The sequence below is a fragment of the Erythrobacter sp. HKB08 genome, from assembly GCF_004114695.1.
Lineage (GTDB): Bacteria > Pseudomonadota > Alphaproteobacteria > Sphingomonadales > Sphingomonadaceae > Parerythrobacter_A.
In genome coordinates, this window is sequence record NZ_CP035310.1 from 1,063,966 (window position 1) to 1,089,585 (window position 25,620).

Consider the following 25,620-nt stretch of genomic DNA (forward strand, 5'->3'; position numbering starts at 1 on the left):
GCTCAACCCCGGGCGGCAAAGCTCCGGTCGATCCGGTCGCGCAGGCGGTGGACGGCCGAGGGGCGCATTTCGAACCCGTCGCGCCAGGCCGCATCGAGCCGCGCGACGCGGGCATGCAGCCGCTCGCTATCGTGGATCAACTCGCGCGTCGGATATTCGAGCACGGCAAGGTTCGCGCGGTCGGATTCCCTGTCGGGCGGTAGCTTGCTGTGGCGGCGCAGCTGCAACTCGGTCATCTCGCCGTTGAAATAGGCGCGGTGGTTGAGCAGCCAAGCAAGGATATGCATCACGCGCGTCGTCGTGCGCAGGCCTTCGACCGATAGCGCCAAGCGGACATGGTCGGCTTCCGGATCATGCGCATCGACCGGCGCCAGGTCGAACACCTGGCGTGCCTCATCGGCGAGCACCAGCGCTTCGGTGTAAAGCGCCTCGATGATGGGTTCGCTGATGTCGGTCGGTATCGCCATGTCCATTCTTCGCTACGCCTCCCGATTCGCGAGCGCCAGCAGCCTGTGGACAGAATTGTGACTCGTTTCGGGACTGTCCCGCAGCGGTACAGTTTTTGTGTGCCGCAGGCGCTGTTCCTCCGCTTCGCTACGGGCGCCTGCGGGCGGGCGGTCGCCCTTGCGGCTCGTTTTACTCGCCGTTCGGTGCCGAACGCGAGCCGAAGACGAGTGCAAGCGCGACTGCGCGCCGCGGCTAATGCCGCGAAAGCCAAGTGAGCGGATGCGAACGCCGGCGCCTGAGGCGCAACAAAACTACGCGATGATATCGGGCAGAAGCTGGTCTTCGATGATCGCGATCTGGTCTTTCAGCATCAGCTTTCGCTTCTTGAGCCGGGCGATCTGGAGCTGGTCGGTTGAGCCGGACTCGCGCAGCGCGGTGATGGCGGCGTCGAGGTCGCGATGCTCGGTACGCAGCAGCGCGAGCTTCTTGCGCAGCTCCAACTCGTTCACCGGTTCCCTCCTGCCATCGCATGCGACTCGTCGCGTCTTTGCGCGCAGTTACCGCTTAGGAGTTCGTGGGGACTTCGCAAGGCATCAATATTGTGGTTTGTTGGCAATTCGCGGTTCGTCCGCGCTCGGACGAGTCGCTCCCCTGGGGTCGCACCCAATGAAGGAGAGCCAGATGGTATCGTCCCATGTCAGCGCGCTGAAATCCAAACATGCCAATATCGAAGCCCAGCTTCGCGAGGAAATGAACCGGCCGGCTCCTGACGATGCGACGATCCAGATGCTCAAGAAGCGCAAGCTTCGAATTAAGGAAGAGCTTTCAGCGCATTGAGCCGAAAGCTCCGGCGTCGCATCTGACGCATTCCCCGCTTCCATTTGAGGCCGTGTGCTATAGGCTGCGCGCATGACAGCCGCAGCCGCCGCACGTTCGATCCTCACACAGCTTCACGAGGTCATGGCCTCGCGCATGCATGCGCAGGGCAAGCTCGACCGCGTGGTGGAGATTATCGGCGAATCGCTCGATAGCGAGGTGTGCTCGATCTACCTCCTGCGCGAGGGCATGCTCGAGCTGTTCGCGACGCGCGGCCTCAACAAGGAAGCGGTGCACGTTACCCGCCTGGCGCTCGGCGAAGGGCTGACCGGCACGATCGCCGACAAGGTCGAAACGCTCAACCTTGCCGAGGCGAAGGCGCACCCGGACTTCCAGTATCGCCCCGAAACGGGCGAGGAGAAGTTCCACAGCTTCGCCGGCGTCCCGATCGTCTACCGCGAACGCTCGGTCGGTGTGCTGTGCGTCCAGCATGTCGACCCGCGCCGCTACGAGGACGTCGAAGTCGAGGCGTTGCAGACGACCGCGATGGTCCTGTCCGAGCTGATCGCCAACGCCGAACTGGTCGACGAGGAAGAAGCGCGCGGGCGCAGCGAGCAGCAGTCCGGCCCGGTGACCATCACCGGCCTCTCGCTCGTGAAGGGGCTGGCGAGCGGCTATGCCGTGTTCCACCAGCCGCGCATCACCATCGACCAGGTCATGGCCGACGACACCGAGGCCGAGCGCCAGCGCGTCTACCGCGCGTTCGACAAGATGCGCGACCAGATCGACGGCCTTTCGCAGCAGGCCGAATTCGGCGTCGGCGGCGAGCATGAAGAGGTCCTGCAGACCTACAAGATGTTCGCCTACGACGAAGGCTGGTCGCGGCGCATCAACGAAGCGATCGACAGCGGGCTGACGGCCGAGGCGGCGATCGAGCGCGTCCAGCAGCGCACCCGCATGCGCATGCGCGAGATCGACGACCCGCTGCTGGCCGACCGGATGCACGATCTGGAGGATCTCTCCAACCGCCTGCTTCGCATCGTCTCGGGCCAGCTGGGCACCGCGGCTACGCAGGGCTTGCGGCGCGATACGATCCTGATCGCCAAGAACCTCGGCCCGGCCGAGCTGCTCGAATACGACCGCAGGCGCCTGAAGGGCGTCATCCTGGAAGAGGGCTCGCTCACTGCACACGTGGTGATCGTTGCGCGGGCGATGGGCATCCCGGTGCTCGGCCGCGCTCGCGGGCTTCGCGGCATCCTGTTCGAAGGCGACGAGGTCCTGCTCGACTGCGACAAGGGGATGGCCAACATCCGTCCCGCACAGGCAGTGGCCGATGCTTTCGACATGCGCTTTGCGAAAACGCGCGAGAAGCAGGCGAGCTATGCGGAGCTGCGCGATGTCGAGCCGTTCACCCGCTGCGGCACGCGCATACAGGTGCTGATGAACGCCGGGCTGCGCGACGATATTTCGAACCTCAACCTCGTCGGCGCGGACGGCATCGGCCTGTTCCGCACCGAGTTCCAGTTCCTCGTATCGGCCACGCTGCCGCAGCGCGAGCGCCAGCTGCGCCTCTACCGCGACGTGCTCGATGCGGCGGGGGACAAGCCGGTCATCTTCCGTACGGTCGATATCGGCGGCGACAAGGCGGTGCCCTATCTCAATTCGGACGAGGCCGAGCATGACGAGAACCCCGCGATGGGCTGGCGCGCGCTGCGCCTCGCGCTCGAACGCGAAGGGCTGCTGAAGGCGCAGGCACGCGCCTTGCTCGAGGCGGCCTCGGGCCGCTCGCTCTACGTCATGTTCCCCATGGTCAGCGAGCCGTGGGAATTCGACGCGGCCAAGCAGGTATTCGAGGACCAGCTCGCCTTCCTGCGCAAGCAGAAGCGCATCCTGCCCGAACAGATCCAGTATGGAGCAATGCTCGAAGTCCCGGCGCTTGCCGAAGTGCTCGACCTGCTGATCCCGCGCCTGTCTTTCCTGTCGGTCGGCACCAATGACCTGACGCAGTTCCTGTTCGCTGCCGACCGGGCCAACCCGAAGCTGGCAGAGCGCTACGACTGGCTCAGCCCCGGCATCCTGCGCTTCATGCGGCGCATCGCACAGTCGACCATCGGCCAGCCGGTCGAGCTTGGCGTATGCGGCGAGATGGGCGGGCGCCAGCTGGAAGCGCTGGCGCTGCTCGGCCTTGGCTTCCGCCGCCTGTCCATCACCCCGGTGTCGGTCGGCCCGATCAAGGAGCTGGTGCGGCAGGTCGATCTCAACGAAATTACCGAAGCGATGAATCGCTGGCTCTCAAGCCCGCCGGAAGACATGCGCGCGACGATGCGGGCGTGGGCGGAAGAGCGCGGCATTGCGATCGATTAGTTTTCGCCAAGCTTCATCCTGCGGCAAAACCGCTTCGTCGGAAATGCCGCAAACCGCGGAGTTCTGCGGCTTGACAGCGAAAGCGCGACGCGATTGTCTTGGCGAAAAACAAGTATAGGGTCGCTTGGACATATGTCGAATACGGAAGAATTGGTTGAAGAGCAGCTGCCGCTCGAAGGGGCGGGGGACCAGCTGCGACACGCGCGTGAAGCGCAGGGCAAGTCGCTCGACGATATGGCGCAGGAAACGCGTATTCCGCGCCGCCACCTCGAAACACTGGAAGCCGGCGGGTTCGCCGAACTGCCTTCGCGGGCCTATGCGATCGGGTTCTCGCGCACCTATGCGCGCGAACTCGGCCTGGACGAGCATGTCATCCTCGACGGGGTTCGCGCGGAACTGGCGCAGGATACCCAGCAGCGCGAAACGCATGTCTCGAAATTCGAGCCGGGCGATCCCGCTCGCGTTCCGAGCCGGGGCCTCGCCTGGTTCAGTGCCTTTGCCGTCATCCTGCTGTTCGCCGGGCTGATCGCCTTCTTCGGCGACAGGGTCTTCCCCGGCGCGGGTCCGGGCTCGATCCTGGAGGACGAGGAAGCGGTCGAGGCGGCACCTGTCGCCTCGGAAGACGAGGGCGAGGTTCGCACGGCAGCCGCGCCCGCGGATGCCTCGGGCCAGGTCGTTTTCACCGCGCTGGAGGACAACGTCTGGGTCCGCTTCTACGAAAGCGACGGCGACCGTCTGCTCGAAAAAGTGCTCGCGCGGGGCGAGACATTCGCCATTCCCGCCGATGCGAACGATCCGCGCATCAACACCGGCCGGCCCGACGCGCTGGCGATAACCATCGGCGGAAGGGAAGTCGCCAAGCTTTCGGACCAGCCAACGACCGTGGGCGATGCGCCGGTCAATGCCGCCGCATTGCTCGCCCGCGCGGATACGCCCGCGACGCCGGCTACCGAGTAATCTCCACCGATTTGGGGCAAGGTCGCCTCGACAAGCAAAATATCGTGGGGCAGGATTCTGCGCGTGCATTCAGCGCGCGTTCGGCTGGCGCATGCCAGCTTTTTGCGCATCCAAATGCCGCATGAAGGGACAGGAGCTAGTACAGCAATGATCAGCCGAACGAGCCGCTTTGTAATCGCGGGCCTCGCCGCTTTCGCCGTCGCGGGCACGAGCATGCCGGCTCTCGCGCAGGACGAGGGTGCCGATGCGCGTATCCGCAAGCTCGAATCCGAAGTGCGCGCGCTTCAGCGCAAGGTATTCCCGGGCGGCGACGGCCGCTTCTTCGAGCCGGAAATCACTGCTGCGCAGCGGACCGGCTCCACCACCGGCACTGCGCCCTCGACGACTGCCGTGACCGACATCCTCGTGCGCCTCGATGCGCTGGAATCCCAACTTGCCGGGCTGACCGCGCAGACCGAGGAGAACTCCAACGCGATCATGCAGCTGACCAATCGGCTCGTCGCCCTCGAGAATGGCGGCAGCACGCGCGGCGCGACTTCGAGCGGAACCGAAGCCAGTGAAGCGACCGGCTCGAGCGCCTCGCAAAGCAATCTCTCCGCCATGACCGGCGGGCAGGCTGCGACTACCGCTTCGGCAGAACCGGCCGGCCCTACGGCCGAGCGCCTCGCTGCGGTATCGGAAATTGCAAAGCCGCAGACCGACGATCCGGGCGACGACGAATATTCCTACGGCTTCCGCCTGTGGAATGCCGGCTTCTATCCCGAAGCTCAGCAGCAGCTGACGCTGTTCGTCGAGAAGTATCCGAACCACTCGCGCACGACCTATGGCCGCAACCTGCTGGGCCGCGCCTATCTCGACGATGGCAAGCCTGCCGAGGCCGCGCCGTGGTTCCTGCGCAACTACCAGGCCGACAAGAACGCGCGCCGTGCGCCCGACAGCCTGCTCTATCTCGCCGAAGCGATGATCGCGATGAAGGACGAACGCCGCGCCTGTATCGCCCTGGCCGAATTCGGCGAGACCTATCCGGCCGTGGCCTCGGGGCGCCTGTCGGACGAATACCAGGCCAATTTGCGCAAGGTGGACTGCGATTGATACGCCGGCCGATCTCGATCCGGAGCTGCTAGACCGCTTCCGGCGGGATCTCGGCCGGCTGTGGTCCGGCGACGGAAAAGTCGGGCTCGCCGTATCGGGCGGGCCTGACAGCATGGCCATGCTGGTCCTCGCTCAGGCTTCGATCCCTGACTGCTTCCAGGTGGCGACTGTCGATCACGGCCTGCGTCCCGAAAATGCCGACGAGGCCCGCTCGGTCGCCCGATATTGCGAGATGACCGGCGTCCCGCACCGGACGCTCGAGGTCGAGGTCGAAGGCGGCAATCTCCAGTCGCAGGCGCGCCTCGCGCGTTATCAGGCGCTGGCGGACTGGTCGCGCGAGAATGACCTCCGGGCGATCCTGACCGCGCACCATGCGGACGACCAGGCCGAAACCCTACTCATGCGGCTCAACCGCGGAAGCGGTGTCGCAGGGCTAGCCGGTGTACGTGCATCCGGCAGCTTCGCCGTTGGTGCGGGCGACTTGGCCGTCCTGCGTCCACTGCTCGGTTTCCGCAGGGCCGAACTCCAGTCCGTCGTCGCAGCTGCCGGCATCAATCCCGCCGAGGATGCCAGCAATAGCGACGAACGCTTCGACCGCGTGCGCATCCGTAAAGCTATCGAAGGCGCCGACTGGCTCGACCCGGTCGCGCTTGCGCGCTCCGCGGCCAATCTTGCGGATGCCGACGAGGCGCTCGATCACTTCGCCGAGCTTGCCTGGGTCGAAGCGGCGCAGCGTGATGGGGACGCGATCTTGGTCGCGCCCATCGGCCTTCGCGCAGTGGCGCTGCGTGTGCTGGCCCGTGTGTTCGAGAACTTCGGAGGGCAGCCGCGCGGATCGGAGCTGGCTCGCCTGCTCGAACGGCTCGAAGCTGGTGAGGGCGCGAACCTGGCCGGGATCATCGCCCGGGTCGAAAACGACGGAGCGGGAAGCCGGCGTTGGCGGTTCGAACCCGAACCGCCGCGCAAGACCGGCTGATCAGATAATCTCGTCGCCCATGCCCATGGTCTCGCCACGGGTGATGATGACCTTGTCGCCCTTCTTGGCGATGGCGAACAGGCGGCTGGCAAGCTCGTCGGGGATCGCGATGCAGCCGTGGCTGGCATAGCCGTTCTCGACTTCGCTGCCGCCGTGGATGGCGATGCCGTCCCATGTCAGGCGCAGCGTCCAGGGCATCGGCGCATTGCCGTATTTCTCCGACACATTGTGCCGTTCCTTGGTCAGGATCGGGAAGGTGCCGAGCGGCGTCGGATGATCGTCGGTGCCGAGCATCGCTGCCGCCGCGCCGATTTCGTATCCGTCGCGGAAAATCGAAATCACGCGCGCATCGAGATCGACGGTGATGACCAGCGGGCCTTCCGGCACGCCCTCGGTATCCCAGTACCAGTCGCCATATTTGATCGGGCCGTCGATATCGAGGATGCGCTTCACGACGAAGCGCTCGTCCTTCGGCTCGGCTTCCTTTTCGGGGAGCGGCTGGACGACTTCTTCGGTGACGAATTCAGGGTCTGCCGATTTCTCGACCGCCGCCGGATCGACCGGGATCGCCTGTTCGATGCTCTTCGCTTCGGCGGAGGTGTCGCCGTCGCCGTCCATCATGGCCCCCGCGAGCGAAGCGCCGCTGAAGACCAGCACGAGTGCGGCCGTTGCGCCGCCGATCCATGTCACCATCGAGTTCATGCGCGCAGATATGCGCTTTTCCGGCGATTCTGGCGAGTCTGCGAGAGCCCGGCGTCCCGTTGCGAAACAGCGCAAGCCAAGAGGTTAACGCGCCGGGGACGCCTAGCCGTGCGCGCCGAATTCGTTGGCGATGGCCGTGCCGAGCCGCAGCGTAAGGCCGTAGGAGCGCTCGAGCGGATCGATGTAGTCGCGCTGGATGGCCGCGTAGCCTTCGCCCGAACCGTCGGGATAGTCGCTCGGCTCGTCCACCGCGAAATCGCCGAGCTTGGGGAAGCTCGTCGGATAGGCGCGGCGCAGCTGGGCGAGTGCATCGTCGATCCGCAGGGTGAAGACCATTTCCAGCACGTCGTCGCGGCTGATGTCGTTGGCGCGGCTGAAGGCCGGGATCGACACCGCCTTGATGAACATGTGCTGGAGCAGGGCGAGGCGCAGCGCCTGTGCGACCCCGATCGAGCGCCGCACGGTCTCGCGGTTGTCGAGCGGTGCCTCGTCGGGCAGCAGGTCGAGCAGCCGGTGGAGCTTGAGCGCATCGACCCGCAGGCGCGAGGCGAGGCGCCGGAACACGCCGGTCCGGTCGTCCTTGGTGAGATACTCGGCCAAGGTCTCGCACGCGTCGGACAGGTGCGTTTCCGTGCCGCGATAGGGGCGGCTCGCCCAGTAGGCCGAATTGAACAGCTCGCCGAAAGCGGCGACGGTCTTGATGCTGGCGAGCTGGTTGGACGCGCGAACCAGCCGGATCAGCTGCCGCCCGCGCTCGCTTTCCTTGATGAGCTCGGCCAGCTCTTCGTAATTGCCATCCGCCGCGCTGCCGATGCCGGAAATGATGTTCACCGGGTAGCCGAGCTGCTGCAGGATCGCATTATGCGGGATCGCGCGGATCTGGCGCAGGTTCATGTCGCGGTCGGCGGACAGGTCGCTCTGACGGCGCGAGACGCGGCTGCCGGTCGAATTGAGCAGGCCGAGCCCGAAGGCGGTCAGCGCGCGGCTGTAGGTCTGGCTCTCCAGATGCTCGCGCTGGTGCTTGCGGATAGCCCGGTAGAAATCGAGGCTCAAATCGGTGCGGCGATAGAACGGGTCGGTCGGCGCATCGACATCGGTCGAGGACGGGTCGAGCACCGCAATCCGCGTGAGCGTCGCCTGCGCGAGTTCGGGCGTCGCGAAATGCAGGTAACCGTCGCCGCCCTGGAAGCTGACTTCCGGTTCGAGCCTTATGCCGGCCCGCGCGAACCGCCTGCGCGCCCACGGGCTGAGCGGCCAGGCCAGCCGGTCCTCGAACCCGCCAGGATGCGCGCCGCGGCCCATGCTCTCGCCGTGGGTGTTGAAGATCAGCGCCGCGACATCGGTCAACTCGTTGGCGACCATCGCTTCAGCGAGGCGGCCCTGCAGGCGCTCGATGGCGAGACTGGCCGGAATCTGGCCGACGAAGCGGCCCGCGTCCGAGAAGCCGGTCTGGATACAGACGCGGCCCCGCTGGCGGGCGTAGTCGCGGTAGATTTCTTCGGCGAGCAATGCGTCGAGGAAACGCCCGCCGTGTTCCAGCGCGCTCTCGGTTTCGAACAGCGGCGAGACATCGACCTTGTCCTCGATACCGAAGAGCTTGGCGAAATAGAGCGCGGCTAGGATGGTCGAGGGCTGCTCGCACTCGGCGATCAGCATGCGGATCGGTGCGTCGCCGTCGATATGGTGCAGGATTTGCGCCATCGCGAGGAACTGGCGGATCGCGGTGCTGCTCTCGATCGCGAGCGCCGCGAAATTGGAGCGCAGCGGTTTCACATTCGTCAGCAGCTCGCGCAGCGTCGCGATGGCGCTTTGGCTTGCGAGGTCGAGCGTATTGTCCGGTTCGATCCGGCGGCGGATGGCATTGTGCAGCTGGCTCGAGTTCACCCGGAAATGGATCCAGCCCATCCCGAGACCATCGGCGCGCATCGCGGCGGCGAGCGTCTTGAGCGCTACGGCGCGGTCATCGCCTGCTTCGGCAGCTTCGCTTTCGAGCGCATTGATATAGCGCGAAAGGCTGAGCAGCTTGCGCGGATCGTTCGCGGTCAGGCGATTGGCTGCGACGGAGAGTGCGGCCGGGTCGCTCAGGTCGGCGGCGAAATCGTCGGCGCGTTCCTGCGCATAGTCGCGTGCGGCGGTGATTTCGGCCAGCAGCGGGTGGTCGTCGTCGATCGCTTCGAGAGAATTGCAGTACCGCGTCAGGCGTTCGGCCTTCTCGGCGAGGCGGAAACCGATGGAATCGAACCACTTGATGTCGGTTCGCCCGTCCATGTCGTAGCCAACCCAGCTTGCGAAACGGAACGGGAGCGGGGCGAGCTTGCGCCACTCGTCCGGCCACTTGCTCGCCGCCTGAGCGAGTGTCTTGCCGACGATCCGGTCGCGCGCGTCCTGCGCATGGGCAATGGCGCGCATCGCGCGGCCATGTTCGTAGTCGAGCGTTATCGCCGGGCGTTCCGCGCCGGTGATGCAATGCGCCTCTTCGCTTTCGCTGCTCGCCGCCTCGGCGACGGCTTCGCTCTGCTCGGGCGTGAGAAGAAAGGTCGGGTGGGCTGTAAAGACCGCGTGGAGGCTCGGCCGTTCCCATTCGGCGCGGAAGGTCTCGAAGTCCTCGCCCTCGCAGAGCTCGGCAATCGCCGCATCGTTCTGCGCCGGAGCGACGGGCGACAGGTTGCGCCGCAGCCGGTCGGCCCGGCTGGTGAGCGAATTGCATTCCAGCTCGCGTACGAGGTTCTCGACCTGGTCGAGGGTCAGGCGACCCGCTTCGAGATCGCGCGACAGGTCGAGCGAGAGCTGGAAGACCGGATTGAACAGCGGCGTCTCGCGCGTGCGCTGGTGCAGTTCCTGCAGGCGTTCGGTGAGCGTCGCGACATCGGTCATGGGCGCAGGTCCATCGCTTCGCGGGCGAGCTTTTCGATGGCGGCCTTGTCGGGCTTGCCCTTGGGCGCGACCCAGCTTCCGCCGACGCACAGCACCGGATCGAAGGCGAGCCATTCCGCGGCATTCGCTTCGGAGATACCGCCCGTCGGGCAGAAACGGCACTGGCCGAAGGGCGCGGCGAGCGCCTTCAGCGCAGGAAGGCCGCCGGCAGCCATGGCCGGGAAGAACTTGAAATGCGTCAGGCCAAGGTCGAGCCCGCGCATGATGTCGCCCGCATTGGCGATGCCGGGCAGGAAGGCGATGTTGTGGCGGATAGCCGAGCGCGCGAGCGGTTCGGTAAGGCCGGGCGAGACGATGAACTCGGCGCCCGCCTCGATCACGTCTTCCATCTGCTCCTGGTTGATGACCGTGCCTGCACCGACGATCGCGCCGGGCACGTCCTTCATCGCGGCGATCGCGGGCAGGGCCGCCTGCGTGCGCAGCGTGACTTCGAGGACGCGCAGGCCGCCTGCGACCAGCGCCTCGGCCAGCGGAACGGCGTGGTCGAGGTCGTCGATCACGATCACCGGGATGACCGGCGCGGTGCGCATGATGGTGTCGATATCGGTCACGCATTGTCTCCGTGATGCAGGGCAAATGCCGCGGCCGCGCCGTAGAGGCCCGGCTGCGGGTGCACGATGAGTTTGACGGGCAGGCTCGCCATCAGGTTCGAGAAGCGCCCCTTGGCGCAGAAACGGTCTTCGAAGCCGGACTTGAGCAGCGTTTCGCGGATGCGGTAGCCGAGCCCGCCGGCGATCACGACGCCCTTCGCTCCCTGGATGAGCGCGATGTCGCCCGCGACCGATCCGAGCGCGAGGCAGAACCGGTCGACGGCAGCCGCGGCGAGGCTGTCTTCTCCCGCGGTCCCCTTGGTCCAGATCTCGATATCGTCAACGTCTTTCGTTGCGCGCCCCTCCATCGCGGCGAGCGTGTGGTAGATGTCGACGATGGCGGGGCCGGAGACGACGCGCTCGTCCGATACGCGGGTATGGCGCTTGCGCAGCCGGGCAAGGATTGCGTCCTCGATGGAATCGAGCGGGGCGAAGTCGCCGTGCCCGCCCTCGGTCGCCTGCACGCGGTAATGACCTTCGCCATCGCGCCAGAAATGCGCCACGCCGAGGCCCGTGCCGGGGCCGAGGACGCTGATCGTGCCGCTCGCGGGCAAATCCTGCTTCGGCCCGGCGAGGTGGATGAATTGCTCGTTCGGCGCGCGCGCGGCGGCATGGGCGACCGCCTCGAAATCGTTGACGATGCAATGCGCCTCGCAACCGAGCTTCTCGGCGATCAGCGGAGGGCGGATGATCCACGGGTTGTTGGTGAAACGGATGACGTCCTGCTTGACCGGCCCGGCAACTGCCATGGCAACGCGCGGGGGCAGGGTCCCTCCCTGCCGGTCGCGGAAATCCTCCCACGCGGTCTGGAAACTCGCATGATCGTCGGTGTGCAGGGTGACGGGTTCGCCGAGTTCGATCGCGCCGTCATCGCCGATCGTCGCGATGGCGAAGCGGGCATGGGTGCCGCCGATATCGACCGCAACAAGCTCCATCATAGGCCCGCCGTCGCCAGCATGGCCGAACCGCCGCGCTCCGCGCTGTCGGCATGCATGCGCATCATGGCAAACAGCTCGCGACCGAAGCCGGGTTCGTCGCGCGGATCGGGCGCGGCTTCGCGGCTGTCGAGATCGGCGGTGGTCGAAAGCTCTCCCGTGAGGGCGCAGACCTTGACCACGTCGCCGTCGCGCAGCCTGGCAAGCGGGCCGCCGCCGAGCGCCTCGGGCGTGCAATGGATCGCCGCAGGTACCTTGCCGCTGGCGCCCGACATGCGGCCATCTGTGACGAGCGCAACGCGGTAGCCGCGGTCCTGCAGCACGCCGAGCGGCGGGGTGAGCTTGTGCAGTTCGGGCATGCCATTGGCGCGCGGGCCCTGGAAACGCACGACGACCACGACGTCCTTGTCGAGCTCGCCCTTGCGGAAGGCCTCTGCGACAGATGGCTGGTCCTCGAACACGCGGCAGGGTGCCTCGATGGTCCAGCGCTCGCGCTCGACGGCGGAGGACTTGAAACATGCGCGCCCGAGATTGCCCTGGACGAGGCGCATGCCGCCATCGCTCTGGAACGGGGCGCTGGCCGGGCGGAGCATTTCCGCATCGCCGCTCTCGCCGATCTCGCGCCAGGTCAGAGCCTCGCCATCGAGGCCCGGTTCCTGCGCATAGGCGGCAAGGTCGCTCGGCCCGACGGTCAGCACGTCGCGGTGCGCGAGGCCCGCTTCGAGCAGTTCGCCGATGACGTAGCCCATGCCGCCGGCGTCGTGGAAATGGTTCACGTCGCCCGCGCCGTTCGGATAGACCCGCGCCAGCAGCGGAACAGCGCTCGACAGCTCGGCAAGGTCGCTCCAGTCGAACTGGACACCGGCCGCGCGGGCCATCGCCGGGATGTGGATCGCGTGATTGGTCGATCCGCCGGTGGCGAGCAGGCCGATCGCCGCGTTGATAATCGCCTTTTCGTCGACGCATTTGCCGAGCGGGCGGTAGTCGTTGCCGCCGCGACCGATGGCGGCAACGCGGTGCACCGCTTCGCGGTCGAGCGCCTGGCGCAGCTTGGTGCCCGGCTGGATGAAGGCGGCGCCGGGCACGTGCAGGCCCATCATCTCCATCATCATCTGGTTGGAGTTCGCAGTGCCGTAGAAGGTGCAGGTGCCGGGCGAGTGGTACGAGCCGAGCTCGCTTTCGAGCAGCTCCGCGCGGGTCGCCTTGCCTTCCGCATAGAGCTGGCGGACGCGCTGCTTTTCCTTGTTCGAGACGCCCGAGGGCATCGGTCCGCTCGGCACGAAGATCGTCGGCAAATGGCCATAGCGCAGCGCGCCCATCAGGAGGCCCGGCACGATCTTGTCGCAAATGCCGAGCATCAGTACGCCGTCGTACATCGCGTGGCTGAGCGCGACGCCGGTGCTGAGTGCGATCACGTCGCGGCTGAAGAGCGACAGCTCCATGCCGGTCTCGCCCTGCGTCACGCCATCGCACATCGCAGGCGTTGCGCCCGCGACCTGCGCGGTTGCGCCGACTTCCCGCGCATAGATCTTCAGCCGCTCGGGATAGCGGCCATAGGGCTGATGCGCCGAAAGCATGTCGTTATAGGCACTGACGATGCCGATGTTCGCGCCGCGGTTGGCCTTGAGCGCCTCCTGGTCCTCCAGCGCGCCGGCATAAGCATGGGCGAGGTTGGAGCAGGACACTTGCGCGCGGTCGGGCTGGTTATCCGCCTCCCGCTGCATCAGTTCGAGATAGGCCGCGCGGCTGCCGCGAGAATTCTCGATCACGCGCTGGGTCACGCGGTGGATGGTATCGTGGAGCTTACTCATGCCAGGTGACTCCGTCGCGTTCGGCGAGGGCGATGGCGGCGCTCGGGCCCCAGCTGCCGGAGGTATAGGTCTTCGGTGTCATGCCCTGCGCGTCCCAACCTGCGCGGATCGCATCGACCCATTCCCACTGCGCCTCCACCTCGTCGCGGCGGACGAACAGCGTCTGGTCGCCTTCGATCAGGTCGAGCAGCAGCCGTTCGTAGGCGATACGGCGGTGCTGGCCGACGAAGGCGTCGGGCATGGCGATGTTGAGCGGAACCTGCCGCAGGCGAATGCCCTCGCGGTCGAGGCCGGGCACCTTCGCCATCAGCGACAGGGTGATGTTCTCTTCCGGCTGGATGCCGATGACGAGCCGGTTCGGCTGCATCGTCGCGCCCTTGCCGGCGAAGATCGAGTGCGGGACGCAGCGGAACTGGACGACGATTTCGGTCACGCGCTCGGGCAGGCGCTTGCCCGTGCGCAGGTAGAAGGGCACGCCCTTCCAGCGCCAGTTGTCGACATGCGCCTTGATCGCAACGAAAGTCTCGGTGTCGCTGTCCTTGCCGAGCTCCTCGTCATAGCCGGGAACGGCCTGTCCGCCGATTGCGCCGGCGCGGTACTGGCCGGTCACGGTCTCGCCTTCGCCGACCGGGCGGAGCGAGCGCAGGACCTTGACCTTCTCGTCGCGGATGGCGGTCGCTTCATAGTCTGAAGGCGGCTCCATCGCCACGAGCGCGAGGAGCTGCAGCATGTGGTTCTGCACCATGTCCCGCAGTGCGCCTGCATCGTCGTAGAAGGCAACGCGACCTTCGAGGCCGACGGTTTCCGCGACGGTGATCTGGACATGGTCGATGCAAGCGGCGTTCCACAGCGGCTCGAACATCAAATTGGCGAAGCGCAGCGCAAGGAGGTTCTGCACCGTCTCCTTGCCGAGATAATGGTCGATCCGGAAAGTGCGCTCCTCCGGATAGGCGGCAGCGACCGCATCGTTGATCTCGCACGAGGTGCCGAGATCGGTGCCGAGCGGCTTTTCGAGGCACATGCGCACCGTTTCGCCGTCGAGCCCGGCATGCTGCAGGCCGCGGATTGTCGGCTCGAACAGGCTGGGCGCGGTCGAGAGGAAGATGGCGAGGCCCTTGTCGGTCGGGCCGACCTTTTCCGCGAGTGCATTGTAGCCTTCCAGCGTGGTCGCATCGAGCGGCTGGTAGCTCAGCCGGTTGAGGAAGCCGGCCATGCCGCCGCGGCGTTCCGCCGGCAGGAATTTCTCCAGCGCCTCGCGAGCGAATTCGCGGAATTCGCCGTCGTTCATCTCAGTCCGGGCGGTGCCGATGATCTTCAGGTCGGGATCGATCAGCTCGTCCGCATGGAGCGCGCACAGGCTGGGCAGCAGCATGCGCTGCGCAAGGTCGCCAGTGGCGCCGAAAAGCAGCAGGCGGTCGGCAGTGAAACTCATGCGCTGGCGTCTCCCCTTGGTTTGCCGCGCAGCCTACCTAGCAAGCCGCTCGGCTGCGCGCCATGTGCCGCAATCGTATTCAAAGTTTCTCGACGCGGACCTCGCTGAAAAGGAAATTGCTCGGCCCGAAGCTGGTCAGGAAGCTGACGTCCGCCGCATCGCGCCCGACGCCGATCTTCGCGGTGAAGGCGGGATCGGCCATGCCGGTCGCATCGACGATATGCCAGGCACCGCCGCCCTCGACCGTCGGATCGGCGAGGAAGACTTCGGCGACTGCATGGAAGTCCTGCGGCTCGACGCGCGGCGCATAGCAGGCGACATAGCGGGCAGGGATGGTCGATGCGCGGGCGAGCGTCACGAGTACATGCGCGAAGTCGCGGCATATCCCGCGCCGCTCGATGAAGCTGTCGCGCGCGGTCGTGTTCACATGGCTCGAACCGGGCGCGTAGTCGAAATGGTCGGCAATCCACTGGCGGATCGCATCGACCCTTGCACCGCCCAAGGTTCCGCCGAATTCGCCCTCGACGAAGCTCTGGAAGCTGTCCGCCGGGCAATAGCGGGAATCGAGCATGTATTTGACCGCCTCTCCGGGCATTTCATGCGGCGATAGGGCCTCGAGCGTGCCGAGATCGGGCAGCAGCCGCTCGATCGTCACTTCCGCCGAATATTCGACGTCGAAGCGCCCTTGCGAGCGCAGCCAGATACGTTCGCCGATATCGTCTTCGGCAGGCACGCGCGCGCAATGCTCGGCCTGTGTCAAAGACGTGTTGGCCTTGCCGATCCGCTGCTCGGGAATGGCCGCAGCCTCGAACTGCAGCAGCACGTCGGTCGGCTGGTCGGTTTCGAAAGCGAAGCGGGCGGAAATGGAAAGGGTCATCACTGTCCCAATGCCTCCCCGCCCAATTCGTTTCGCGGATTCAGGCGGGCACTCCGAACAGGTCGTGCGCGTCGGCGTCTTCGATGGTGACGTCGACGATATCGCCCTGCTTCAGCGTCGCGGCGACATTGCGCAGGTAGACTGCGCCGTCGATCTCGGGTGCGTCCGCCTGGCTGCGGCCCGTCGCGCCGATGTCGCCGTCCTCGTCCGGTTCGCCGACCTCGTCGATGATGACGGGAATGGTCTTGCCGACCTTGGCCGCGAGCTTGGCGGTCGAGATACGCTCGGTGACTTCCATCAGCCTTGCGTAGCGCTCCTCCTTGACCTCTTCCGGCACCGGGTTCGGCAGGTCGTTCGCCGCAGCGCCTTCGACCGGCTCGAAACGGAATCCGCCGACGCGGTCGAGCTGCGCTTCCTCGAGCCATTCGAGGAGGTAGCGGAAATCGTCCTCCGTCTCGCCCGGAAAACCGACAACGAAGCTGGAGCGGATCGCGATGTCGGGGCAGATCTCGCGCCATTTCCTGAGGCGTTCGAGCACCTTGGCCTCGTTCGCCGGACGCTTCATCGCGCGCAGCACATTGGGTGCGGCATGCTGGAAGGGAATGTCGAGATAGGGCGTCAGCAGTCCCTCGGCCATCAGCGGGATAACCGCATCGACGTGGGGATAGGGATAGACGTAGTGCAGCCGGACCCACGGGGCGCGGCCTTCCTCGGTACGCAGCTGGCCGAGCTCGCGGGCAAGGTCGGTCATATGGGCGCGGACCAGGTGGCCCTTCCACTCGCGCTCTTCATGGCGGGTATCGACACCATAGGCCGAGGTGTCCTGGCTGATGACCAGCAATTCCTTCGTGCCGGCAGCGACGAGCTTTTCCGCCTCGCGCAGCACCGCATCTACGCGTCGGCTGGCGAGTTTCCCGCGAAGCTGCGGGATGATGCAGAAGGCGCAGGAGTGATTGCAGCCCTCGGAAATCTTGAGGTAGCTGTAATGGCGCGGGGTCAGCTTGATGTCCGCTTCCGAGGGTTGCGGGATCAGGTCGACGAAGGGCCCCTGGCTCGGCGGGGCATGGGTGTGCACCGCCTCGACCACCTGCTCGTACTGGTGCGCGCCGGTCACGGCGAGAACCTGCGGGTGGGCGGCTCGGATCGCGTCCGCTTCCTCGCCCATGCAGCCGGTCACGATCACGCGGCCGTTCTCGGAAATTGCCTCGCCGATCGCGGCAAGGCTCTCTTCCTTCGCGGAATCGAGGAAGCCGCAGGTGTTCACCAGCACAACGTCGGCGCCGGCGTAATCGGGGCTCATGGCATAGCCGTCGGCACGCAGGCGCGTGAGGATACGCTCGGAATCGACGAGCGCCTTGGGGCAGCCGAGGCTGACCATGCCGACCTTCTTCTGGTCGGGGAGTTTGGTGGTGGTGTTCATGTCAATCAATCCGGGATTGCGCGCGCCTCTACACGCGATTGCCGCTTTGCGCTATCCCCGAAGGCGGGGCGCGAAAGGGAGGGATATCATGGGCAACATTTCGATCCTGCCGATAGTGCTGGCGGCAGTCGCATTCTTCGTCGTCGGTTTCATCTGGTACGGGCTGCTGTTCGGCAAGGCGTGGCAGGCTGCAGCGGGCCTGAGCGACGAGGACGTCCAGACCGGCAACATGCCGTTGATCTTCGGCCTCACTTTCCTGTTCGAGATGCTGATCGCGCTGGTGCTGGCCCACCAGTTCGCGATGACCGGCGCGAGCGACCGGGCGGTGATGATGATTTCGGTCGGTTTCGGCGCCTTCGTCATGACGCCGGCGATCGGGATCAACTATCTCTATCAGCGCAAGAGCGGGAAGCTGTTCGCCATCGATGCCGGACATTTCATTCTCGGCATGACCGCGATGGGGCTGGTCTTCACCCAGTTCAACTGAGGCGCGTCAGCCGCGCGAGCCGTTATGCCCGTCGCCGTGCTCCTCGCCGGTTACGGTGGGCACGATCTCGACAATCACGTCGCCGGGCAGCAGGTTCTGGCACTCTTCTTCCCAGAAGCCGAGCACCTTGCCGCCGCGATAGACCCGCAAGCCGCGTCCGCCCGAGCTCAGCTCGGAGATGGAGCAGCCGCATTCCTCTTCGGTGATCTTGCGCTCGACCAACTGCACGCGGCCCGACACCGAAGCGAGGTCGGCGAGGTAGTCCGCGATATGCGCCCCCTTGGCGCTGCCTGCGAGCAGGAGGCCGGTGAAGCGAACCGGGTTGATGACGTTGTTCGCGCCCGCCTGGCGAGCGAGAAACTCGTTGTCGTCGGCGCGCACGACCACGCTGATCGGGACATGCGGCGCGAGGTGGCGGACGGTCAGCACGATCAGGATCGAGGTATCGTCGCGCCCGGCCGAGACGAGCACATTGTCCGCCTCGCGGATACGTACCGCCTCCAGCGTCTCGTCACGCGTCGCGTCGGCCGCCATGACGTTGCAGCCCATCTTTTCCGCCTCGACCAGCCGCTCTTCGCTCGGGTCGATCACGACGATGCAACTCGGGTCGGTGCCCCGGTCGATGAGTTCCTGCACGCTTTCCGAGCCGGAGACGCCGTAGCCCAGGACCACGATGTGGTTGGTCAGCTTTTCCTGGATGCGGGCCATGCGCCATTTCTCCCAGCTGCGCTTGATGATGAAGTTATACGCCGTGCCGACGAAGATGAAAAAGACGGCAAAGCGGATCGGTGTCACGATGACGGCCTCGACCAACCGCGCGCGGTCGCTGATCGGCGCTATGTCGCCGAAGCCGGTCGTGGTGATCGAGATCATGGTGAAGTAGACGACGTCGAGGAAGCTCACCTCGCCATCAAGGTTGTCGACCAGCCCTTCGCGATCCCACCAGTGGATCATCACGACGATGCCGACGAGGAACAGCGCAAGGCCCAGGCGAATGCCGAGATCGCCCCAGACCGGCACCTTCACGGCGCGGCGCAGCGGCTTGAAGCTGCGGCCGCGAACGACGCGCGCAGTCTTCTCCGGCACGATGCGATCCGTGGAGCTACTCATTGCGCGCTCAGCGTTGCGGCAGCTTTTGCGCCGGGTCAACGGGCACGTTGTTCTTGAGGATGTCGAAATGGAGCTCGGTGCGGGTCGCTTCGCCCGCGCTTCCGGCAAGGCCGATGCGCTCGCCGGTCTTCACGACATCGCCCAGTTTCACCGTGATGCGCGAGAGGTGGCCATATCGCGTGCGCCACCCGTTTCCGTGGTCGATCACCACCAGCCGCCCGAACCGGCCGGAATCCTCCTGCGCATAGACGACCGAGCCTGAAGCCGAGGCGCGCACCATGTCGCCGGGCTGTGCGGCGATATCGATCCCTTCGTGGCCCTTGTCGCCCGCGCGCTGGAAGCCGAGCAGCGTTGCGCCATCGTGCGGGCGGCGGAAATAGGGCTCGGTCCGGGCCTGCTGCGGCGCGGACTGCGGTGCGGCGACCACGGCAGGGATGATGAGCTTCTGGCCGGGCGCGATGGTGTAGGGCTCCTCCAGCCCGTTCGCGATCGCGATGAGGTCGAAATCGACCCCGTATCTGACCGCGATGGAAAAGCCGGTCTCGCCTTCCTTGACGAGGTGTACGCGCTGGCGCGGTATCGCGAGCGTCTTCCCGACGCGCACGTTGTAAGGTTCGACCAGGCCGTTGGCCGCGGCGATCACCGATGCGGGAACGCCCGCACGGTTCGCGATCCCGCCGAGCGTTTCGCCTTCGGTCACCACATGCTCCGTCTCGGTTGCCGGATTGCCCGCCGCGACGAGTATCGGGGCGAGGGCGAGCAAAGCGAGACGTTTCATGGAGTTACTCCGGTCAGGCGAACCTTTCGCTCAATGTGCCGAGCGAGGATTCATGCGTCAATTCCGGACGCAGCGGCGTCACCGAAATATAACCGTCGGCAATCGCTTCGAGGTCGGTGCCGTGATCGGGCGTGTGCTCGATCGCGTGGAGGCCGAACCAGTAATATTTGAGCCCGCGCGGATCGCGTCCCTCGACCACGCTGCCGCGCGAGTAGTCGTGGAAGCCCTGCCGCACGACGCGAATGCCTTTCACCGCGTCGGCTGCCTTGGGCGGGAAATTCACATTGACCAGCGTGCGCTCGGCAAAGTCGAGGTCGAGCAGCGGGCGAAGCACCTTGGCGCCCCACTCGCGCGCGGCGGAGAAGGCTTCGTGCTCGGCCTCGCGGTTCAGCACCTGGCTCAGCGCGATCGAGCGGATGCCCGCAAGCGCGCCCTCCATCGCAGCCGAAACCGTACCCGAATAGGTGATGTCGTCGCCGAGGTTTGCCCCGCGATTGACACCCGAGAGGATGAGGTCGGGCTTCGCGTCCTTCAGGACGGTCCGCAGCGCGAGCATCACGCTGTCGGTCGGCGTCCCGGTGACGGCATAGCGCCGCTCGCCATGCTTGCGCAGGCGAACCGGCTCGTTGAGCGTCAGCGAGTGACCGGCACCCGACTGTTCCTCCGACGGGGCGCAGACCCAGATATCGTCGCTCAGCGTGCGGGCGATCTCTTCGAGGACCGCGAAGCCGGGGGCGTTGATGCCGTCGTCATTGGTCAGGAGGATGCGCATTATCGGGTCGGCTCCAGCTCGGTTACGCCGCCCATATAAGGCTGCAATGCGGTCGGAACCGTGACGCTGCCGTCGGCCTGCTGGTAATTCTCGATCACCGCGACGAGCGTGCGCCCGACCGCGAGGCCGGATCCGTTGAGCGTATGGACGAACTGCGTCTTTTTCTCGCCCTCGGGGCGGTAGCGCGCGTTCATGCGGCGCGCCTGGAAGTCGCCGGTGTTCGAGCAGGAGCTGATTTCGCGATAGGCGCCCTGGCCGGGCAGCCACACCTCGAGGTCGTAGGTCTTGCGTGCGCCGAAGCCCATGTCGCCGGTGCACAGCAGCATCTTGCGATAGGGCAGCTCGAGTGCCTGCAGGATGCCTTCTGCCGCAGCCGTCATGCGCTCGTGCTCGGCCTCGCTCTCTTCCGGTCGGCAGATGCTGACGAGCTCGCATTTCTCGAACTGGTGCTGGCGGATGAAACCGCGCGTGTCCTTGCCCGCCGCGCCTGCTTCGGAGCGGAAGCACAGGGTGAGCGCGGTCAGCCGCATCGGCAGCGCGCTGTCGTCGAGGATTTCGCCCATGACCGAGCTGGTCAGGCTGACTTCGGACGTCGGGATGAGCCAGCGGCCATCGGTCGTGCGGAAACTGTCTTCGGCGAACTTGGGCAGCTTGTCGGTGCCGTACATGGCCTCGTCGCGCACCAGGACGGGCGGGTTGCATTCGGTGTAGCCGTTCTCGCGCGTCTGCTGGTCGAGCATGAACTGGCCGAGCGCGCGGTGGAGGCGCGCCATGTCGCCGCGCAGGAACGTGAAACGAGCGCCCGAGATATTGGCACCGGTCTCGAAATCCATGCCCAGCGCGGGGCCGATATCGGCGTGTTCCTTGGCATCGAAATCGAACGCGCGCGGGTCGCCCCAGCGGCTGATCTCGACATTGCCTTCCTCGTCGTCGCCCTCAGGTACGTCGTCGGCCGGCATGTTGGGGATGCGGGCGAGCATGTCCTCGAGCTGCGAGCCGAGTTCGCGCTCGCGTTCCTCGAGTTCGGGCAGGGTGCGCTTGATCTCGGCGACTTCGGCCTTGAGCGCTTCGGCCTTGTCCTTGTCGCCCTGGCCCATGGCCTGGCCGATCGCCTTCGACGCCTCGTTGCGGCGACTCTGCGCCTCCTGCATCCTGGTCGTAACCTCGCGCCGTTCGGCGTCGAGCTTCAGGATGGTGCCGGCCACCGGCTCCGCGCCGCGGCGGGCGAGGGCGGCGTCGAATGCGTCGGGATTGTCGCGGATAAAGCGGATGTCATGCATGGCGCGCGCTATGGAGAGTTTTGCGAGGGCCTTCAAGCACCGGAACGCCCGCGCGAGCGGGGGATTTGACCGGTCATGACGCGCCTCGTCCACTTCGTCGGCTTCCGGGACGACCGGTACTGGAATGCGCGGCGCGTATTCGGCCCGCCCGACATGATCCACCGCGACTGGGACCGTTATGCCGCCGACGACGTCGCGCCGGGCGATACGGTGGTGTTCGCGGAAGGGGAGTGGAACCAGAGACCGCGCAGCTTCACGGTGGAAGCTGCGCGGTCGAGGGCGAAGCGACGGGATGGAGGCCCGTCACCTCGACTGGGTCAGAAGCGGAATTCGCCGGTCACGAAGAAGCGCCGCGGATCGCCGTAGAAGCCGGTCAGCGTGCCTTCGAGGCCGAGCGTCGGCACGATCGGCTGCCCGTTCACACCGCCTGCCACGAAGTTGTAGCCCGCGACGATATAGCGCTTGTCGGTCAGGTTCTTGCCGTGGACGCCGATCGACCAGCGATCGTCATCCGAGGTGTAGACGATGCTCGCATCGAGCAGGACGAAACCGTCCTGGTCGAGGAACTGGTTCGGCACTTCGAACTGGCTCGCATCCGAACGCATCGACATCGAACCGAGGAAATCGACGATGCCCGGACCGACCGGCAGGCCGAGATCGAAGCCGGTGTTGAGCGTCCATTCCGGCGTGTTCTGGAACACGCGCTGGTCGGCGACATCGTTGCCGAAGGCGTCGATGAACTGGTTGTACTCCGCATCGACATAGCCGACCGCCCAATTCACCGAGAAACGGCTGCCGAGGCCCGCGAAGTCCTTGCCGACGAGCGCGTTGCCTTCGAATTCGAAGCCGTTGACGTCCGCGTCGCCTGCGTTGGAGGTGATGCCGATGAAAGTGTCGTTGATCCCGTCGTTGTTCGTATCGAGGCCGACCGAACCGGGGATCTGGATGTCGGTATAGTCACCCTTGAACAGGGCGAGAGCGACATTCAGGCGATTGTCGAGCAGCGACGCCTTCCAGCCCAGTTCGAAGCTGTCGACCTTTTCCGGTGCGAAGCGCAGGAAATTGAACTGGTCGTCGAAATCCACATCGCCATCACCATCGAGGTCGGGCGCCGCCGTGCTCTGGCCGCGCGGGTCGAAGCCGCCGCCCTTGAAGCCTTTCGAATAGGTGAAATAGATGTTGTGGTTCTGGTTCGGCTTGAAGCTGATCGAGGCACGCGGAGTGAACTCCTTGAACGTCTCGCTACCCTCGAAGTCCGAAGTGACCGCAATCGGGATCGCGGTGGACGGCGGGAACAGGTCCGAGAAGCCGCCGATGAAGGTGGTGCGCAGGATGCGGCTGGAACGCTTGTCCCACGTATAGCGCCCGCCGAGCGATACGCTCAGCCTATCGGTGAAGTCGTAGGTGAAGTCGCCGAAGACCGAGAAGGTCTCGGTATCGACGTCGCCCAGCGTCTGCGCATTGAGGCCCGGCAGGCTGATGAGCGTACCGGTGGTGAACAGGGCCACGTCGAACGCGGTGAAGGCATTCGCATCGAGGTAGTATGCCCCGATGACGCCATTCAGCCTGTCGCCTTCGTAGAGCAGCTGGAATTCCTGGCTCAGCTGGTCGTTCTCGTAGATCGCCGGCACATCGAGGTCGGCTGCGGGCAGGCTGTCGAAATCGATCGGCGTGGTCGACTTGTCCTCGCGGTAGCCGGTGATCGATTTGAGCGTGATCGTGTCGGAAACCTCGACAGCGATCTGCAGCGCGCCGCCATAGGCTTCGACTTCCTGGTCGACCACGTTGAGGCCGGAGCGGGTGTCGTAGACGTCGTCGAGCACCGGCGCGCCCGAAAGCAGGCCGGGGATGAGACGCGTGCCTTGGCGCGGGTCGCTGTCGTCCTTCACATAGTCGCCCGACAGGCGGATGAAGAGCGGGCCGTTGTCGAATTCGATCGTGCCGCGCGCTGCCCACACGTCCTTGTTGTAGTTCTCGACGCCCGGCTGGACGAGGTTGTCGCCGAAACCGCCGCGCGACAGGCGAGCACCGCTCGCGCCGATGCGCAGATTATCGGTCAGCGGGGTGGAGGCGCTGATGATCAGGTCGGCCTGGTCGTAGCTGCCATAGGTGCCGCGGATCTTGACCGAGGTGTCCTCGGGCAGGCGCGCGGTGACATATTTGATCGCGCCGCCGATCGTGTTGCGACCGTAGAGCGTGCCCTGCGGGCCGCGTAGCACCTCGATCCGCTCGACGTCGTAGATATCGAGCACGGCCGCCTGCGGGCGGTTGAGATAGACATCGTCGACATAGAGGCCGACGCCCGCTTCGAAGCCGGCGACCGGGTCCTGCTGGCCGACGCCGCGGATGAAGGCGGTCAGCGTGGTGTTCGTGCCGCGGCTGACCTCGAGCGTGAGGTTGGGCACTTCCTGGCCGATTTCGGTGATGTCGAGCGTGCCGGACTTGCTCAGCTGCTCGCCCGAGACGGCGGTGATCGAAAGCGGGACGTCGGTGATCCGCTCCTCGCGGCGGCGGGCGGTGACGACGATGGGGCCGTCGCTCGCATCATTGGTGGCACGGGTGTCGCTATCCACTTCCTGCGCGGAAACCGACGCCGGGGCGAAAGCAATTGCAGCCGAGCCGGCAAGCAGCATGGCAGCCAAACGAGGTGGCGAAAAAGACATCGAATCCTCTCCCTGATTGTCTCTTTCCCCGCTCAATATTGAAACCTGAACCAACTTTCAAGTTTAGTCTTGTGGATTGGGTCAAAGCGACCTAGCATCATGGAATGGAGAGGGGTTCGGGGACCGCCGCTATCGATGCGCACAAGGCGCCGCGCACCGAGCGTGGGCGCAAGACCCTGCGCAAGCTGCTCGACGCTGCCGCAACCGAGTTCGGCGAAAAGGGTTTCCACGACGCTTCGATCAGCGGGATCACTCGCCGCGCCGGCGTCGCGCTGGGCAGTTTCTACACCTATTTCGATTCCAAGGACGCGATTTTCCGCGCGTTGGTGAGCGACATGAGCGAGGCGGTGAAGACCGCCGCACGCGATGCGCTGACCGAGCCGATGGATGCGCTGACGATAGAACGCGAGGCGCTCGCCGCCTTCCTGCGCTTCGCCAGCGAGCACAAGGAAGTCTACCGCATCATCGACGAGGCCGAATTCGTCGATCCGGCGAGCTATCGCGGCCACTACGAGACGATTGCGGCGCGTATTCTCGAGCGCCTGCGTGAAGGCGCGGCCAAGGGTGAGTTACGCGCCGAACCGCATGAGGCCCATGCCTGGGCGCTGATGGGAATGAACGTCTTCCTCGGCCTGCGATATGCTATCTGGGGCAAGGGCGAGATGGACGCCGATAGCATTGCCGGCATCGCCAACGAACTGCTCGCCGACGGCTTGAGGAAACGCTGATCTCCCGGAACCGTGCGGCTGCCAAGCCGTTGTTCGGGCAAAGGAGATTGACATGATTGGCAAGCTTATCGGCGCATTCGCCGGCTCGAAACTCGCAAGTTCCACCACTGGTACCGTTGGCGGCCCGATGGGTGCCGCATTGGGTGTCGGTGCAGCCACAATCGCCAAGCGGCTGAGCCTCCCGGCTCTCGTCGCTATCACGGCAGGCGGCTACTTCGCGAAACGCTACATGGACAAGAAGAAGCAGGAAGAAACCACGCCGACCCCGCCGAAGGTATCGCCGTCGGCTACCTGAGCGAAGCCTGACACGAACGAAAAAGGCGCGCGGATCGAACCGCGCGCCTTTTTTCTTGGCCGATTTCCGAGGAAGAAATGGTGGGCGCGGCAAGGATTGAACTTGCGACCCCACCCGTGTGAAGGGTGTGCTCTACCACTGAGCTACGCGCCCG

General features: G+C 65.6%; 24 protein-coding genes and 1 tRNA gene. 9 read left to right on the forward strand and 16 right to left on the reverse strand.

The features are described from left to right. Positions 1-2: 2 nt before the first annotated feature. Positions 3-467, reverse strand: a complete 465-nt coding sequence (locus tag EO245_RS05020) for a DUF1465 family protein (protein ID WP_128891894.1) — start codon at positions 465-467, stop codon at positions 3-5. Between the two features lie 291 nt (positions 468-758). Then, positions 759-956, reverse strand: a complete 198-nt coding sequence (locus EO245_RS05025; protein ID WP_128891895.1) for a YdcH family protein — start codon at positions 954-956, stop codon at positions 759-761. Between the two features lie 172 nt (positions 957-1,128). Between EO245_RS05025 and EO245_RS05030 the strand changes: the two genes are divergently transcribed. The 5 genes from EO245_RS05030 (at position 1,129) to tilS (ending at position 6,652) form a co-directional block, all read left to right on the forward strand. Then, positions 1,129-1,284: a YdcH family protein gene (locus tag EO245_RS05030; protein WP_128891896.1), complete on the forward strand. Its 156-nt coding sequence runs from the start codon at positions 1,129-1,131 to the stop codon at positions 1,282-1,284. Between the two features lie 72 nt (positions 1,285-1,356). After that, positions 1,357-3,627: a phosphoenolpyruvate--protein phosphotransferase gene (gene ptsP, locus EO245_RS05035; RefSeq protein ID WP_128891897.1), complete on the forward strand. Its 2,271-nt coding sequence runs from the start codon at positions 1,357-1,359 to the stop codon at positions 3,625-3,627. 132 nt (positions 3,628-3,759) lie between these two features. After that, positions 3,760-4,584 (forward strand): helix-turn-helix domain-containing protein, encoded by an 825-nt coding sequence (locus tag EO245_RS05040; protein ID WP_128891898.1) that lies wholly within the window; start codon positions 3,760-3,762, stop codon positions 4,582-4,584. A 147-nt stretch (positions 4,585-4,731) separates the two neighbouring features. Beyond that, positions 4,732-5,676, forward strand: coding sequence for a tol-pal system YbgF family protein (locus tag EO245_RS05045; RefSeq protein WP_128891899.1), 945 nt, complete (start codon positions 4,732-4,734; stop codon positions 5,674-5,676). Positions 5,677-5,734: 58 nt separating this feature from the next. Next, positions 5,735-6,652 carry a tRNA lysidine(34) synthetase TilS gene (tilS, locus tag EO245_RS05050; RefSeq protein WP_255416963.1) on the forward strand — a complete coding sequence of 306 codons (918 nt, stop codon included), beginning with the start codon at positions 5,735-5,737 and terminating at the stop codon, positions 6,650-6,652. Here the strand turns inward: tilS and EO245_RS05055 are convergent, their stop codons facing one another. The 8 genes from EO245_RS05055 to rimO all read right to left on the reverse strand — a co-directional run bounded on the left by EO245_RS05055 (position 6,653) and on the right by rimO (position 17,353). After that, entirely contained in the window at positions 6,653-7,354 is a 702-nt protein-coding gene (locus EO245_RS05055; protein ID WP_128891901.1) for a L,D-transpeptidase family protein, read from the reverse strand. A 102-nt stretch (positions 7,355-7,456) separates the two neighbouring features. Next, the gene (locus EO245_RS05060; protein ID WP_128891902.1) at positions 7,457-10,228 is read right to left on the reverse strand and encodes a phosphoenolpyruvate carboxylase; all 2,772 of its coding nucleotides are present in this window, start codon (positions 10,226-10,228) and stop codon (positions 7,457-7,459) included. Beyond that, positions 10,225-10,839: a bifunctional 4-hydroxy-2-oxoglutarate aldolase/2-dehydro-3-deoxy-phosphogluconate aldolase gene (eda, locus tag EO245_RS05065; RefSeq protein WP_128891903.1), complete on the reverse strand. Its 615-nt coding sequence runs from the start codon at positions 10,837-10,839 to the stop codon at positions 10,225-10,227. Before eda ends, EO245_RS05060 begins: the two co-directional genes overlap by 4 nt. Next, positions 10,836-11,813 (reverse strand): glucokinase, encoded by a 978-nt coding sequence (locus EO245_RS05070; RefSeq protein WP_128893468.1) that lies wholly within the window; start codon positions 11,811-11,813, stop codon positions 10,836-10,838. The genes eda and EO245_RS05070 overlap by 4 nt, the downstream gene beginning before the upstream one ends. Further along, on the reverse strand, positions 11,813-13,624 hold the full coding sequence (gene edd, locus EO245_RS05075) for a phosphogluconate dehydratase (protein ID WP_128891904.1): 1,812 nt from the start codon (positions 13,622-13,624) through the stop codon (positions 11,813-11,815). Before edd ends, EO245_RS05070 begins: the two co-directional genes overlap by 1 nt. Next, the gene (gene zwf, locus EO245_RS05080; RefSeq protein WP_128891905.1) at positions 13,617-15,056 is read right to left on the reverse strand and encodes a glucose-6-phosphate dehydrogenase; all 1,440 of its coding nucleotides are present in this window, start codon (positions 15,054-15,056) and stop codon (positions 13,617-13,619) included. The genes edd and zwf overlap by 8 nt, the downstream gene beginning before the upstream one ends. 79 nt (positions 15,057-15,135) lie before the next feature. Then, complete coding sequence (locus tag EO245_RS05085) at positions 15,136-15,933, reverse strand: transglutaminase family protein (RefSeq protein ID WP_128891906.1); 798 nt, start codon at positions 15,931-15,933, stop codon at positions 15,136-15,138. Between the two features lie 40 nt (positions 15,934-15,973). Continuing rightward, on the reverse strand, positions 15,974-17,353 hold the full coding sequence (rimO, locus tag EO245_RS05090; protein WP_128891907.1) for a 30S ribosomal protein S12 methylthiotransferase RimO: 1,380 nt from the start codon (positions 17,351-17,353) through the stop codon (positions 15,974-15,976). A gap of 88 nt (positions 17,354-17,441) precedes the next feature. Between rimO and EO245_RS05095 the strand changes: the two genes are divergently transcribed. Beyond that, a complete protein-coding gene (locus EO245_RS05095; protein ID WP_128891908.1) occupies positions 17,442-17,840 on the forward strand; it encodes a DUF1761 domain-containing protein in 399 nt (132 codons plus the stop codon). Between the two features lie 6 nt (positions 17,841-17,846). On the opposite strand, the gene EO245_RS05100 is transcribed toward EO245_RS05095, so the two are convergent. Genes EO245_RS05100 through serS form a run of 4 tightly spaced genes read right to left on the reverse strand, consistent with a single transcriptional unit; the run spans position 17,847 to position 21,780 of the window. Next, positions 17,847-18,950, reverse strand: a complete 1,104-nt coding sequence (locus EO245_RS05100; RefSeq protein WP_128891909.1) for a TrkA family potassium uptake protein — start codon at positions 18,948-18,950, stop codon at positions 17,847-17,849. 7 nt (positions 18,951-18,957) lie between these two features. Beyond that, entirely contained in the window at positions 18,958-19,728 is a 771-nt protein-coding gene (locus EO245_RS05105) for a M23 family metallopeptidase (RefSeq protein WP_128891910.1), read from the reverse strand. Between the two features lie 13 nt (positions 19,729-19,741). Beyond that, complete coding sequence (gene surE / locus EO245_RS05110) at positions 19,742-20,500, reverse strand: 5'/3'-nucleotidase SurE (RefSeq protein ID WP_128891911.1); 759 nt, start codon at positions 20,498-20,500, stop codon at positions 19,742-19,744. Continuing rightward, the gene (serS, locus tag EO245_RS05115; RefSeq protein ID WP_128891912.1) at positions 20,500-21,780 is read right to left on the reverse strand and encodes a serine--tRNA ligase; all 1,281 of its coding nucleotides are present in this window, start codon (positions 21,778-21,780) and stop codon (positions 20,500-20,502) included. The genes surE and serS overlap by 1 nt, the downstream gene beginning before the upstream one ends. Before the next feature lie 75 nt (positions 21,781-21,855). Between serS and EO245_RS05120 the strand changes: the two genes are divergently transcribed. Beyond that, positions 21,856-22,146, forward strand: coding sequence for a hypothetical protein (locus EO245_RS05120; RefSeq protein WP_128891913.1), 291 nt, complete (start codon positions 21,856-21,858; stop codon positions 22,144-22,146). Here the strand turns inward: EO245_RS05120 and EO245_RS05125 are convergent. After that, a complete protein-coding gene (locus EO245_RS05125) occupies positions 22,098-24,413 on the reverse strand; it encodes a TonB-dependent receptor (RefSeq protein ID WP_234026970.1) in 2,316 nt (771 codons plus the stop codon). The genes EO245_RS05120 and EO245_RS05125 overlap by 49 nt on opposite strands. A gap of 134 nt (positions 24,414-24,547) precedes the next feature. On the opposite strand from EO245_RS05125, the gene EO245_RS05130 reads away from it, so the two are divergent. Both EO245_RS05130 and EO245_RS05135 read left to right on the forward strand, forming a co-directional pair. After that, a complete protein-coding gene (locus tag EO245_RS05130) occupies positions 24,548-25,171 on the forward strand; it encodes a TetR/AcrR family transcriptional regulator (RefSeq protein WP_128891915.1) in 624 nt (207 codons plus the stop codon). 52 nt (positions 25,172-25,223) lie between these two features. Then, positions 25,224-25,466: a hypothetical protein gene (locus EO245_RS05135; protein WP_128891916.1), complete on the forward strand. Its 243-nt coding sequence runs from the start codon at positions 25,224-25,226 to the stop codon at positions 25,464-25,466. A 78-nt stretch (positions 25,467-25,544) separates the two neighbouring features. On the opposite strand, the gene EO245_RS05140 is transcribed toward EO245_RS05135, so the two are convergent. Next, positions 25,545-25,619: transfer RNA gene (locus EO245_RS05140), tRNA-Val, on the reverse strand. Between the last annotated feature and the right edge of the window lies 1 nt (position 25,620).

Bases quoted from the DNA above. Each gene is read 5' to 3' on its own strand.
- rimO (WP_128891907.1), bottom strand. From the start codon at position 17,353: ATGAACACCACCACCAAACTCCCCGACCAGAAGAAGGTCGGCATGGTC.
- edd (WP_128891904.1), bottom strand. From the start codon at position 13,624: ATGAGTAAGCTCCACGATACCATCCACCGCGTGACCCAGCGCGTGATC.
- EO245_RS05095 (WP_128891908.1), top strand. From the start codon at position 17,442: ATGGGCAACATTTCGATCCTGCCGATAGTGCTGGCGGCAGTCGCATTC.
- EO245_RS05125 (WP_234026970.1), bottom strand. From the start codon at position 24,413: ATGCTGCTTGCCGGCTCGGCTGCAATTGCTTTCGCCCCGGCGTCGGTT.
- EO245_RS05100 (WP_128891909.1), bottom strand. From the start codon at position 18,950: ATGAGTAGCTCCACGGATCGCATCGTGCCGGAGAAGACTGCGCGCGTC.
- EO245_RS05020 (WP_128891894.1), bottom strand. From the start codon at position 467: ATGGCGATACCGACCGACATCAGCGAACCCATCATCGAGGCGCTTTAC.
- EO245_RS05055 (WP_128891901.1), bottom strand. From the start codon at position 7,354: ATGAACTCGATGGTGACATGGATCGGCGGCGCAACGGCCGCACTCGTG.
- EO245_RS05030 (WP_128891896.1), top strand. From the start codon at position 1,129: ATGGTATCGTCCCATGTCAGCGCGCTGAAATCCAAACATGCCAATATC.
- EO245_RS05070 (WP_128893468.1), bottom strand. From the start codon at position 11,813: ATGGAGCTTGTTGCGGTCGATATCGGCGGCACCCATGCCCGCTTCGCC.
- EO245_RS05085 (WP_128891906.1), bottom strand. From the start codon at position 15,933: ATGACCCTTTCCATTTCCGCCCGCTTCGCTTTCGAAACCGACCAGCCG.
- zwf (WP_128891905.1), bottom strand. From the start codon at position 15,056: ATGAGTTTCACTGCCGACCGCCTGCTGCTTTTCGGCGCCACTGGCGAC.
- serS (WP_128891912.1), bottom strand. From the start codon at position 21,780: ATGCATGACATCCGCTTTATCCGCGACAATCCCGACGCATTCGACGCC.
- EO245_RS05105 (WP_128891910.1), bottom strand. From the start codon at position 19,728: ATGAAACGTCTCGCTTTGCTCGCCCTCGCCCCGATACTCGTCGCGGCG.
- EO245_RS05040 (WP_128891898.1), top strand. From the start codon at position 3,760: ATGTCGAATACGGAAGAATTGGTTGAAGAGCAGCTGCCGCTCGAAGGG.
- ptsP (WP_128891897.1), top strand. From the start codon at position 1,357: ATGACAGCCGCAGCCGCCGCACGTTCGATCCTCACACAGCTTCACGAG.
- EO245_RS05060 (WP_128891902.1), bottom strand. From the start codon at position 10,228: ATGACCGATGTCGCGACGCTCACCGAACGCCTGCAGGAACTGCACCAG.
- EO245_RS05045 (WP_128891899.1), top strand. From the start codon at position 4,732: ATGATCAGCCGAACGAGCCGCTTTGTAATCGCGGGCCTCGCCGCTTTC.
- surE (WP_128891911.1), bottom strand. From the start codon at position 20,500: ATGCGCATCCTCCTGACCAATGACGACGGCATCAACGCCCCCGGCTTC.
- EO245_RS05120 (WP_128891913.1), top strand. From the start codon at position 21,856: ATGACGCGCCTCGTCCACTTCGTCGGCTTCCGGGACGACCGGTACTGG.
- EO245_RS05135 (WP_128891916.1), top strand. From the start codon at position 25,224: ATGATTGGCAAGCTTATCGGCGCATTCGCCGGCTCGAAACTCGCAAGT.
- EO245_RS05130 (WP_128891915.1), top strand. From the start codon at position 24,548: ATGGAGAGGGGTTCGGGGACCGCCGCTATCGATGCGCACAAGGCGCCG.